General features: G+C 71.8%; 11 protein-coding genes. 9 read left to right on the top strand and 2 right to left on the bottom strand.

Annotated features, from left to right (window positions below; translation table 11 throughout):
* A partial coding sequence (locus ACR9ZG_RS15050; RefSeq protein ID WP_481285659.1) for a helix-turn-helix transcriptional regulator occupies positions 1-1301 on the top strand: 1301 nt, incomplete at its 5' end.
* Positions 1302-1637: 336 nt separating this feature from the next.
* Positions 1638-3236 (top strand): RCC1 domain-containing protein, encoded by a 1599-nt coding sequence (locus ACR9ZG_RS15055; RefSeq protein WP_481285660.1) that lies wholly within the window; start codon positions 1638-1640, stop codon positions 3234-3236.
* A gap of 90 nt (positions 3237-3326) precedes the next feature.
* On the opposite strand, the gene ACR9ZG_RS15060 is transcribed toward ACR9ZG_RS15055, so the two are convergent.
* On the bottom strand, positions 3327-3917 hold the full coding sequence (locus tag ACR9ZG_RS15060; protein WP_481285661.1) for a nitroreductase family protein: 591 nt from the start codon (positions 3915-3917) through the stop codon (positions 3327-3329).
* 163 nt (positions 3918-4080) lie between these two features.
* On the opposite strand from ACR9ZG_RS15060, the gene ACR9ZG_RS15065 reads away from it, so the two are divergent.
* Together ACR9ZG_RS15065 and ACR9ZG_RS15070 are read left to right on the top strand one after the other, a co-directional pair.
* Entirely contained in the window at positions 4081-4296 is a 216-nt protein-coding gene (locus tag ACR9ZG_RS15065; protein WP_481285662.1) for a hypothetical protein, read from the top strand.
* A complete protein-coding gene (locus ACR9ZG_RS15070) occupies positions 4293-4742 on the top strand; it encodes a MarR family winged helix-turn-helix transcriptional regulator (RefSeq protein ID WP_481285663.1) in 450 nt (149 codons plus the stop codon). The genes ACR9ZG_RS15065 and ACR9ZG_RS15070 overlap by 4 nt, the downstream gene beginning before the upstream one ends.
* A gap of 3 nt (positions 4743-4745) precedes the next feature.
* Here the strand turns inward: ACR9ZG_RS15070 and ACR9ZG_RS15075 are convergent, their stop codons facing one another.
* Positions 4746-5324 carry a hypothetical protein gene (locus ACR9ZG_RS15075; RefSeq protein ID WP_481285664.1) on the bottom strand — a complete coding sequence of 193 codons (579 nt, stop codon included), beginning with the start codon at positions 5322-5324 and terminating at the stop codon, positions 4746-4748.
* A 94-nt stretch (positions 5325-5418) separates the two neighbouring features.
* On the opposite strand from ACR9ZG_RS15075, the gene ACR9ZG_RS15080 reads away from it, so the two are divergent.
* From ACR9ZG_RS15080 to galU, 5 genes are all read left to right on the top strand, one after another.
* Entirely contained in the window at positions 5419-5787 is a 369-nt protein-coding gene (locus tag ACR9ZG_RS15080; RefSeq protein ID WP_481285665.1) for a cupin domain-containing protein, read from the top strand.
* 395 nt (positions 5788-6182) lie between these two features.
* Positions 6183-7721 carry a glycosyltransferase gene (locus tag ACR9ZG_RS15085; protein WP_481285669.1) on the top strand — a complete coding sequence of 513 codons (1539 nt, stop codon included), beginning with the start codon at positions 6183-6185 and terminating at the stop codon, positions 7719-7721.
* Positions 7714-9270 carry a glycoside hydrolase family 26 protein gene (locus tag ACR9ZG_RS15090; RefSeq protein WP_481285666.1) on the top strand — a complete coding sequence of 519 codons (1557 nt, stop codon included), beginning with the start codon at positions 7714-7716 and terminating at the stop codon, positions 9268-9270. Before ACR9ZG_RS15085 ends, ACR9ZG_RS15090 begins: the two co-directional genes overlap by 8 nt.
* A 17-nt stretch (positions 9271-9287) precedes the next feature.
* Positions 9288-10706, top strand: coding sequence for a UDP-glucose dehydrogenase family protein (locus ACR9ZG_RS15095; protein WP_481285667.1), 1419 nt, complete (start codon positions 9288-9290; stop codon positions 10704-10706).
* Between the two features lie 103 nt (positions 10707-10809).
* Positions 10810-11805, top strand: a complete 996-nt coding sequence (gene galU, locus ACR9ZG_RS15100) for a UTP--glucose-1-phosphate uridylyltransferase GalU (protein WP_481285668.1) — start codon at positions 10810-10812, stop codon at positions 11803-11805.
* Positions 11806-11839: the final 34 nt, after the last annotated feature.

The following is an 11839-nucleotide window of genomic DNA, read 5'->3' on the forward strand; positions in this document are numbered from 1 at the left end:
TGCGGCACCAGTGGCGGCTCGCGTCGGGCGAGGAGGACGACGCGGCCGCCCTGGTGCCGCCGGACTGGGACCCGGGCGCCTGGGGCCCGGCGATCGGGCTCGCGGTGGACGGGCTGCTGCGTCCGCTGCGCGAGGGCCGCCCGCTGGCGGAGGTGCTGGGGGAGCAGCCGGAGCAGGTGCCGGCCACCCTGCGCAACACGCTGCAGCTGCTCCGTGCGGAGGCGGCGCTCGAGGAGGGCGACGCGGAGGGTGCCGGAGGGCTCGCGCACCCGGTGACCGCGGCCCACGCGCCCGCCGACCTGATCGACCGGCTCGCCGCGACGCGCGGCGACGCCGTGCTGCTCTCGGGAAGGATCGCGGAGGCCGTCTCGTGGTCGCGCGCGCATCTGGCCGACGGCTTCGACCGCGGCGACCCCTTCACCGTGAAGCTCCACGCCAGAGGCCTCGCGACCGCCCTGCTCGCCGCCGGGGACGAGCCGGGCGCCTGGCGTGCGCTCAGCGCCGCACTGCGGCTCGGCCGTCCCGGCCCGATCAGTGCCGCCCTGGACGAGCGCGTCCTCGGGCTCGCCGCCGTGCTGAGCGCCCGGCGCGGCGACCGGAGGGCGGCCGAGGGATTCCTCGCCGAGCTGCGCCGGCTCCGCCCGCTCGTCCGGCCGCGCCTGGACATCATGCGCGAGTGGGCGGAGGCCGAGCTGCGGTACGCCGGCGACCCCGCCGATCCCGAGGCAGGCGAGCTGCTCTGGTCGACGGCGCTGGCACGGCTGGAGCAGGGGGCCGCCCTCCCGGCGCTGCTGTGCCTCCTGCTCACCGCCACTCCGCATCCCGCCGACCGGCTGGCCGTGCTCGACGACGTCTGGCGGAGAGTGGAGGCTCGCCTCCTCCGGCCCCTCGTCACCCTGCACCGGGTGCTGACGGACGGGGACGCCGAGGGCCTCCTCCGCGCGCTCGCCCGGTCGGGCGCGCGCGGACCGCTCGAGCGCACCTCCCTCCGCACGGCGGCCGGCCGATGGCTCACCGAGACGGGGGCGGCGCTCACCGGCGACGACGTCGAGCGCGTCGCCGGGCGCGCGTGCGCGGACCGCTGGCGGGCCTTCGCCGCCGAGACCGGCGAACGGCCGGCGCCGCTGACGGACCGCGAGCGCGAGGTCGTCGAGCTCGCGAAGCGGGGGATGAGCAACCGGCAGATCGCGGACACCCTCTACCTGAGCCTGCGCACGGTCGAGAACCACCTGTACCGGGTACGCCAGAAGACCGGCCTCACGCGGGCCGTGCTCACCCCGGCGACCGAGATCCGCGGGTGACCCCCAAGAGCGGATCGGGGAGCACCCGTCTCCGCTCACGGCACCACTCAGCGGGGCGCCCCGGCACGGCCTGAGTGCTGCCGCCGGCGGCCCGCTGCGGTGTGATGGACATGTCGCCGCGGGGATGCACCGGGTGCAGGCAGTCTCGGTCCGCATCCCCGCGGTGGCACATGAGCGGGTCGTCGTCCCCCTTCACCGGCGACCGCGATCGCCGCCTGTCCTCCCTTCCAGGCTGCGTGGCAGGCTCCGGCGGGTGCTCTCCCTCACGGGTGGCGCCCGTCGGGGCCCCTCGGGGTATCATGGAGCGTCCTGAAATCCAGAATCCGGAATCTGAGCATGAACCAGCACACCTCCCCATCGCACTCCCCCGAGCCGACCCCGGCGGAGGGCTCCCCGCGGTCGACCATCTCCCGGCGCACCGCTCTCGCGGGCGCCGCGTGGGCCGTCCCCGCGATCTCACTCCTCGCCGCGACCCCCGCCGCCGCCGCGTCGACTGATCCGCCCGTCGTGCTGGTGACACCCGCCACGCCGACGCTCCCCGACGTGCGCCGGTGCAGCGTCATCGCCGCCGGCGCCCTCCGCTTCTCCGTCACCGTCGACGGTGCCCCCGCCAAGGACGGCGCCGTGGTCCACGTCAGCCTTCCCGACGGCCTCGAGCTGGTCGGCTGGACCGACCCGCACGACATCGACCTCACCGTCGTCGGCGGCACCATCACGGTGCCCGCCGTGCGAGCCGTCGGCTCGCTCGGCGCCTACTCGGTCGTGGCGACCTATGTCACGCCCAAGGCGACGGGCACCGGCGCCGTCACGGTCCCCGTCACCGAGATCGCCGCCGGCCCGCTCTTCACCTGGTCGCAGGTCAACTCGTCCGCCCCCGTCGTCAAGCAGGACCCGGCCTGGCCCGCGTCGCGGGTGGTCGCCGTGGCCGACAACGCCTTCGTCGCGGTCGACGCCGCCGGACGCGTGACGTACTGGGGTCAGGCGTTCTTCTCCTCCAGCACGGTCGGCACCATGTCCGCGGTCACCGGGATCACCAAGGCCGCCGTGTGGTCGACGCTGTCGTCCGGGACCTGGTACTCCGGCATCCTCGTGACCGACGGCGTCGCCGCCTGGTACGCCTCGGCCACCGGCCAGGGCGCCCTCTCCACCCCCACCCGGCTGACCGGCTTCACCGGGGCGATCCTCGACATCCGCGTGCACGACAACGCCGTCTTCGTGCTGACCACCGACGGGGTCTTCTACGCAGGAACCGCCACCAACACCGCGGGCATGACCGCCCTCAAGGGCATCCCGAACAGCGCGGGAGCCACGCGGTTCGACACCTGGTGCTCCCGCTCCGATCGCTACTACTCCGGGGGCGCCTACCTCGCGCCGACCGGCAAGGTCTACCAGTTCACGGCCAACTCGTTCGCGGCGCTCAGCACGAAGGAGCTCGTGGGGGCGCCGGCCGCCATCACCGACCTCTTCGCCGGAGACAACGCCGTCGCAGTGCTGACCGCGGACGGCCGGCTGTTCACCGTGGGCAACGCGTTCCGATCGAGCACCTGGCAGCAGAAGTACACCGGGATCGCCGGGTTCGACGGCTGGGCCACGGCGGTCTCCGGCGGGCAGGTGGCCGGACTCGCCATGCTCACGCGCGACGGCGGCGTCCTGCAGACGTTCAGCGGGTCCGGCACGGACTGGCGGTCGACCACGGTCACCGGAGTCTCGGGCGTATCGATCGTCGATGTCTGCGCGAGCGACGGGTTCTATCAGGCGCTCGATTCGTCGGGCACCATCTGGATCTGGACGGGCAACTCCGACGGCACCGTGAGCAAGGCCACCGCGCTCGCCGGTCAGCCGGCTCCGACGGCGTCGCTGGAGGCGTTCGGTGTGCACACCAACGCGTTCTACGGCTACGGCATCGGCATCGTCGCGGCGGCCTGCGCGGTCTGACCCGCCGGCCACCGCGGCGACCATCCCCGCACACGCGCGAAGGCCCGGATCCTCTGAGGATCCGGGCCTTCGTGGTGCGGGAGGCGTCGCTCAGGCGTCGACGAGCACCGTCTCGTCGAGCGGGCGGCGGGTGCGGGGGGCCCGCTCGCGCTCGCGCAGGGCCTCGGGCAGGGCCTCCGGGTCGCCGAGGGTGCCGACAGCGATCACCGAGATCGGGGCGAAGCGGTCCTCCAGGTCGAACGCGCGGCTGACGGCGTCGCGGTCGAAGCCGCCCATCTGGTGCGTGTGGAGGCCGTCGTGGTGGGCCTGCACCGACAGGTGCGCGACCGCCTGGCCGAGGTCGTACTGGGCGAAGTGGCGCTCGGCGCCGTCGGCGTCGGTCAGCTCGGCGACGGCCACGATGAGCACGCCGGCGGAGCCCGCCCACGCCTTGTTGAATCCCATCAGGCTCTCGACGATGGTGTCGAAGGCGGCGCTTCCGCGACGCGCGACGATGAACCGCCACGGCTGGGTGTTGTTGGCCGACGGCGACCAGCGGGCGGCCTCGAGTGCGGCGTGCAGCAGCGACTCGTCGATCGCGGTGTCGGCGTCGAAGGCGCGGGGGCTCCAGCGCTCGGCGAGAGCGGGCAGCAGGCGGGCGGTCGTCTCGGCGGTGCGCGGGGCCAGGTCGGCGATGGTCATGGTGCTCCTCGGTTGATCGGCGTGGTGAAGGATCGGTGAGGCTCCATTGCCCGGCTATACCCATGTAAACACATGGAAGGCGGGAGTATTCCGACGCTCGCAGCGTCCTCTCATTCCTTAGTGCAATAATCATTGGTGTACTAATGAAATGGAGGGCGGACGCATGGCGGGCCGATTCTGGCGGTTCTACGAGCGGGCGAACGATGTGGTGCGCACCTTCACCGGCCCGGCCGACATCGGTGCCGGCCACCCCGAGGGTCCTGACATCCGCCCGTCCGACCCTGCCTGCCCGATCTGCGGACGGCCGATGAGCGAGCACCGGATCGAGCGCACCGCTGACTCGCACACCTCCACCCGCTTCTACTGCCCGGGCCGATGAGCGACCCGCTCGCGCTCGAGAGCCAGGTGTGCTTCGCCCTCGCGGTCGCGGCGCGCACGGTGATCTCCGCCTACCGCCCCGTGCTGGAGCCCGTGGGGCTCACGCACCCGCAGTACCTCGTCATGCTCGCCCTCTGGGAGCGCGAGCCGCTCTCCGTGCGCGGGCTCGCCGACCTCCTGAGTCTGGAGCCTGGCACCGTGTCCCCGCTGATCAAGCGGCTGGAGGCGCTGGGGTACGTCGCGCGGGAGCGCTCGCGCGCCGACGAGCGCGTGCTGGAGGTGCGGCTCACCGACGAGGGCCGCGCGCTCCGCTCGTACGCCGAGACCATCCCGGCGACGATGATGCGGCGGCTCGGGATGGGCGAGGACGAGCTGCGCGAGCTGCACCGCGCCATGACGACGGTGATCGCGGCGGCGCGGCGGGCCGGCGCCTCCGACGAGGTCTGACGCTCAGCCTCCGTTCGACTCGTCGGTCTGCGCGGTCGGCGTGGGCTCCGGGGTCGAAGCGGGGGTGGAGGTCGAGGTGGAGGTCGGCGTCGGCGTCGGGACCAGATCGCGATACTGCTCCAGCGCCCCGGTGAGCACCGGAACCTGGAGGGTGGTCGTCTCGTCCGCGCCCTCGAAGGTGACGTCGGTCAGGGCGCCCGGTGCCGCGTCGAGGCCGTCGAACACCACGCTCGAACCCTCAGGGGTGCCGAGCTGCAACACCTCGGAACCTTTGAGGGAGACGGTTTCGGAGGCGCCGCCGGCGTGGATGGACACCTGCTGGTCGTCACCGGACTCGTTCACGAGCGTCGCGACCAGGCTGGCCGGATCGTCCGTGTTCTCGGTGATCAGCACGGCGTTCGCGATGCGGATGTCGCCCACGGAGCCCTCGGCGCCGTCGGCGACCTCCTTGATGTCGAGCGTGTCCTGCGGCGCGAACAGGTCGCAGCCGGTGAGTAGCAGGAGGGACGCGACCGCGACACTCGCCGCGACGGCTCCCCTTCTCGCCCGCCTGGTGGTCGGTGTCGTGCGTGTCCGCATCACGGGGTCCTCGTCTTCCGCTCGGCAGCCATACCGCTGGGGCAGCGATCTCGGCGTCAGCATATCCCCGCCGGTCCCCGCGCTGTAGCCTGTGCGCATGGTCGACGACGACCCCGTCCGCACCGACCCCGACCGCTACCGCGTGCTGTGGGAGAACGAGCGCGTGCGCGTGCTCGCGTACGCCGACGAGCCCGGCGACGAGACGCACCTCCACCATCACCCGGATTCGGTGATGGTGACGCTGAGCGGGTTCCGTCGCCGCCTCCAGGTCGAGGGGCGGGAGGCTGAGGTGGAGCTGGAGGCCGGACGCGCCGTCTGGATCGGGGAGCAGTCCCATGTCGGACGCAACATCGGAGACACCGAGACCAGCACCATCCTGATCGAGCTCAAGGAGCCGCGGCCGGAGGGCGTCGTCGCATCGACCGCGCTCGGGCCGTCCGAGCCGGGCCCCTCGGCACCCGCGTGAGCGTCTCCGGCACGTGAACGCCGTGTGTCGGCGATGTAAAACTTCGTAACCTGCGGAGGCCGCCGGAACGCCCCTGATCGGGGTACAAAGCGGGGGACAATCCGGTCGCGCCGCGCTCGCAGGGCGGCGCAGGAGGCAATCGCGACGATTGCTCAGTTGATCGGCATTTCTGCTCGCCGGGTCACCGCCGACGCGCCGTGCGCGGCGGGCCGGGGAGGCTGTCCGCCGACACGCGGACAGGGGCCGTCGAACCGCCTCCGGCGCCCGGTGATCACCCTCGTATGCCCCCACTTGCGGGCCATCTCGCCGTGCCCGTAGAACTGGGTCCACCCGAACCTGACCAGATCCCCAGCGACGTGGATGCCACCCCCTTCCAGCACTGCGAGGTCACGTCCGTGTTCATCTTCCTGCTGCAACTCCGGCACATGATCGGCGGCCACCCGGAGTTCTACCTGTTCGCCGTCTACTCGGCCCTGATCTGGGTCATCTGGCTCGTGAAGGTCCTCATGTCGCGCCGCTACCGGCCGTACACCGACGACTTCCACGGCACGACGAGCGTCGTCGTCCCCGTGGTCGACGAGCCGCTCGACCTCTTCCGCGACGTGCTGGGCCGGATGGTCGAGCAGCGGCCGGGCGAGATCATCGTCGTGATCAACGGCGCCCCCAACCCCGAGCTGGCCGAGGTGTGCGAGGAGTTCGCGCCGCTGGTGCGCTGGGTGCACACCCCTATCCCCGGCAAGCGCAACGCGGTCATGATCGGCACCAAGATGTCGACGGGCGAGATCACCGTGCTGGTCGACTCCGACACCATCTGGACCGAGGGGACGCTCGCCGAGCTGGTCAAGCCGTTCGCCGACGACCGCGTCGGCGGCGTGACGACCAAGCAGCGCATCCTGGAGCCGACGCGCAGCTGGATCACCCGCTGGGCGGACTGGCTGGAGAACTCTCGGGCGCTGTACTCGATGCCGGCCCAGAGCGTGGTCGGCCAGATCGGCTGCCTCCCCGGCCGGACCATCGCCTTCCGCCGCTCGATCCTGATGCGGGTCATGGACAAGTTCATGACCGAGAAGTTCCTCGGCGTCTTCCTCGAGGTCTCCGACGACCGCACGCTGACGAACCTCACGCTGAAGGAGGGCTACCGCACCGTCTACCAGCACACCAGCCTCGTCTACACGGACGCCCCGCTGAAGGTGAAGAAGCTGTTCAAGCAGCAGCTCCGGTGGGCGCGCGGCAGCCAGTACAACACCCTCCGCATGCTCCCCTGGATGCTCGGCCACGCGCCGGTCCTGGCGTTCTTCTTCGTGATGGACATCATCCTGCCGTTCGTCCTCGCGGGCGTCCTCGGCGGCTGGGTGTACCGCTCGATCACCGGGGAGGGCTACAACTTCTACCAGGGCTTCCTGCAGTCGTACGGCATCCAGGGCGGCATCATCACCGTCGTCGCGCTGATGGTCGCCTCGTCGGTGATCAGCATGTCGATCCGGCAGATCCGGCACCTCTCCGAGAAGCCGAGCGACTTCTTCCGGCTGCCGGTCTTCATCATCGTGTCGACGTTCTTCCTGATGCCGATCCGGCTGATCGGCTTCTTCCGCATGGCGCACGCCAGCGGCTGGGGGACCAGGGCAGGCGCGTACTCCGGCGGCCCGAGCGAGATCAGCTCGGACGAGGAGATCCAGCAGGCCGCGCAGGCGGCCGAGCCCGCTCCGGCCCGCGCGCTGCCCGACTCCGTCGGCGGCGTCACCACCGCCACCGCTCTCGCGACCCGCACGGCGACACTCACCGAGACCGCCCCAGCGACCCGCGCCTCCCGCCGGGCCGCCGCCACGACCACGACCCCGACCGCTCCCGCACGGCGCCGGCTCAACCCGCTGGCCGCCGTCCCGTACCTGATCGGCTTCGCGATCCTGACTCTGGAGGCCCTGTTCCTTGTCTAGCCCGTCCGTCACCGCCAAGGCCCACCACTGGTGGGCGCAGTCGAAGACCCGCTCCCGGTCGACCGCCGTCGCCGCGCTCGTGCTGACCGCCGTGCTGTTCGGCATCTCCGCCTACGTGTGGACCTCGCCCACCGGCGCCCCGGTGCGCAAGGCCGTCGCCGAGGCGACCACGGCCATCACCCCGTACGCCGCCCAGAACACCGAGCTGCGCCGCAACCTCGAGCGGGCGACAGAGACCATCGCCTCCCAGAAGGGCAAGCTGACCGCCCTCCAGCAGCAGCAGCTCGCCGCCCAGGCCGCGGCCGCCAAGCAGCTGGCCACCGTGAAGCAGCAGGCCGCCGCCGCCGCGGGCGAGCTCGCGAGCGTCAAGGCGCAGCTCGCGGCAGCCAAGGCCGGCGGTGCCGGCTCGGGCGCGCAGGCGTCGGGCGCCTCGGGCGCGACCGGGGGCTCCGGCTCCGGCTCGGGGACCGGCGGTTCCGGTTCGGGAGGTTCGGGAGGCTCTGGAGGCACTGGCGGCCCCGGTGACGGCGGCTCGGGCGGCGATCCCGCCCCCGCGCCGATCACCGCACCCCCGCGCGCCGAGCTGCTGCAGCCGTCGTCCCGCTACTACGGCATGTACACCGAGCAGGCGCCCTTCAACTGGGCCACGTTCGACGCCACCAGCACGAAGGTGGGCGTCTCGCCCGACCTGGTCGGCTACTTCAGCGGCTGGGACGAGACCTTCCGGGCCAACGCCGTCACGCGCTCCTGGGCGCAGGGCCGGCTGCCGATGATGACGTGGGAGTCGCGCCCGATCAGCGACGGCAACGACACGGTCGACCGGCCGGAGTACTCGCTCCCGACGATCATCAACGGCGACTGGGACAGCTACCTGCGCCAGTACGCGAAGGACATCGTGGCCACGGGACTCCCGCTCGCCATCCGGCTCGACCACGAGATGAACGGCATCTGGTACCCGTGGTCCGAGACCGACGGCAAGGGCAACTCCATCAACGGCAACAGCCCCGGCGACTACGTGAAGATGTGGCGGCACGTGCACGACATCTTCCAGCAGGAGGGCGCCAACGACCTCGTGATCTGGGTCTGGTCGCCGAACATCGTCAACAACCTCCCGGCCAGCCACAAGGCCGACGGGTACCTCGCCTCCCTCTACCCGGGCGACCAGTACGTCGACTGGGTGGGACTCTCCGGCTACCTGCGCCCGCCGTACAAGGCCGAGAACGACATCAGCTTCGACTACACGTTCGGCGCCAGCCTCGACGGGCTGCGGGCCATCACGACGAAGCCGATCATCCTCTCCGAGGTCGGCGCCTCGGAGACAGGAGGCTACAAGCCGAAGTGGGTGACCTCCTTCTTCGACGCCTTCTCGAAGCCGGAGAACAGCGACATCATCGGCTTCGCCTGGTTCAACCTCGCCGTGACCGGCTACGTGGAGGGGGAGCGCGCCACGAACGACTGGCGCATCGACTCCCGGGCCGACACCCTCTCGGCGTTCATCGCGGGTCTCACCAGACCCGAGGACGACTTCACCCTCACCCCGGCACCCTGACTCGGAAGGACATCGTCATGACCACCTCCAGCACCGCCAAGAAGAGCCGGGACTCCCAGCCCGCTCCCCGCATCAGCGTCATCGGCACCGGCTACCTCGGCGCTACCCACGCGGCCGCCATGGCTGAGCTCGGCTTCGACGTCATCGGCGTCGACACCGACCCGCGCAAGGTCGAGGAGCTGAAGGAGGGGCGCGCCCCCTTCTTCGAGCCCGGCCTGCCCGAGCTCATCCGCTCGAACGTCGCCGCCGGCCGGCTGACCTTCACCACCGACATCGCCGAAGCGGTCGCCGTCTCCGACGTGCACTTCATCTGCGTCGGCACCCCGCAGCAGTCCGGCTCGTTCGCCGCGAACCTCGCCTATGTGGAGGCGGCGGCGCGCGGCATCGCGCAGAACCTCACGCACGACGCCCTCATCGTCGGCAAGTCGACCGTGCCGGTCGGGACCGGCGCGCGCCTCCGGGCGATCGTGGCGGATGCCGCGCCGGCCGGGGTCGACGTCGAGCTGGTGTGGAACCCCGAGTTCCTGCGCGAGGGCAAGGCCGTGGAGGACACGCTGTCCCCGGACCGCCTGGTCTTCGGCGGCACGTCGCCGAAGGCGGAGGCCACGCTCCGCCGCATCTACGAGAAGCCGATCGCCGAGGGCTCGCCGGTGCTGGTCGCCGACCTCCCGACCGCCGAGCTGGTCAAGGTGAGCGCCAACGCCTTCCTCGCGACGAAGATCTCGTTCATCAACGCGATCGCCGAGGTCTGCGACGCGGCCGGGGCCGACGTCTCGCTGCTGGCCGACGCGCTCGGCCACGACAAGCGGATCGGCCGGCAGTTCCTCAACGCCGGCCTCGGCTTCGGCGGCGGCTGCCTGCCGAAGGACATCCGGGCCCTGATGCACCGCTCGAACGAGCTCGGGGCGCACGCGGCCGTCGGCCTCCTGCAGCAGGTCGACGAGATCAACATGGGCCGCCGGCAGCGGGTCATCGACCTCGCCCTGACGGCGCTCGGCGGCTCGGTGCTCAACCGCCGCATCGGCGTGCTGGGCGCCGCCTTCAAGCCGCACACGGACGACGTGCGCGACTCGCCCGCGCTCAACGTTGCGGCCGCCCTGCACCTGCGCGGCGCCCAGGTGGTCGTGTACGACCCGCAGGCGCGCGAGACCGCGCAGCGGCTCTTCCCGACGCTCGGCTACGCCGACTCGATGGAGCAGGCGCTCACCGGCGCCGACCTGACCGTCGTGCTGACCGAGTGGGACGAGTTCACCGGCGCCGACCCGACCGCGCTCGGCGGCATCGTGGACGGCCGCACGGTGATCGACGCCCGCAACTGCCTCGACGCCTCCGCCTGGAGCGCCGCCGGCTGGACGGTGCACGGCATGGGCCGGGTGCCGGAGGCCGCACCGCTCGCCGACGACCTCGCCGCGCTCGCCGGCGCGCCCCTCCGCTGACCGCCCTCGCGCGAGGGGCGTCGAAACGTCGGAATTCCGCTCCCATGACGACACAACGACGCCCCTCGCGGGACGGCACCGCATCGAAAGGAACGAGACCAGCATGACCAGTTACGTGACAAAGGCCGTGATCCCCGCCGCGGGACTCGGCACCCGCTTCCTGCCGGCGACGAAGGCCATGCCGAAGGAGATGCTCCCGGTGGTCGACAAGCCCGCCATCCAGTACGTGGTCGAGGAGGCCGTCTCCAGCGGCCTGAGCGACGTGCTCATGATCACCGGCCGCAACAAGAACGCGCTCGAGAACCACTTCGACCGCAACACCGAGCTGGAGGACACGCTCGCGCGCAAGGGCGACACCGACAAGCTGCAGAAGGTGAGCTACTCGACCTCGCTGGCCGACCTCCACTACGTGCGGCAGGGCGACCCCAAGGGTCTCGGACACGCCGTGCTGCGCGCCAAGTCGCACATCGGGCACGAGCCGTTCGCGGTGCTGCTCGGCGACGACATCATCGACGACCGCGACCCGCTGCTGCGCCGGATGCTGGAGGTGCAGCACGCCCTCAACACGACCGTCGTCGCGTTGATGGAGGTGCCCGCCGAGTCCATACACCTCTACGGCGCCGCCGCGGTCGTGGAGACGGACGACGACGACGTGGTGCGCATCACCGGCCTGGTCGAGAAGCCCAGCCGCGAGAACGCGCCGTCGAACTACGCGGTGATCGGGAGGTACGTGCTGCGTCCCGAGATCTTCGACATCCTCGAGAAGACCGAGCCGGGCAAGGGCGGCGAGATCCAGCTGACCGACGCGCTGCAGGGCCTCGCGACCGCGCCGGCGTGGACCGGCGGCGTGCACGGCGTCATCTTCAGCGGCCGACGCTACGACACGGGGGACCGGCTCGACTACCTGAAGGCCATCGTCCAGCTCGCCGCCGCCCGCGACGACCTCGGCCCGCAGCTGCTGCCCTGGCTGCGCGAGTTCACCGCCGAGCAGGCGCCGGCCGCGCCTGCCGCTCCTGCGGCGCCGGTGGCGCCGGTCGCGCCCGCCGCGGCCGCCCCGCGCCCGCGCAAGCGCGAGCTCGTCCCGGTCGCCGGAGCCTGACCGCCCCGCAGCCAGCCGCCGAGTACACGAAAAA

This window comes from Leifsonia sp. KNZ12-8B, assembly GCF_056755495.1.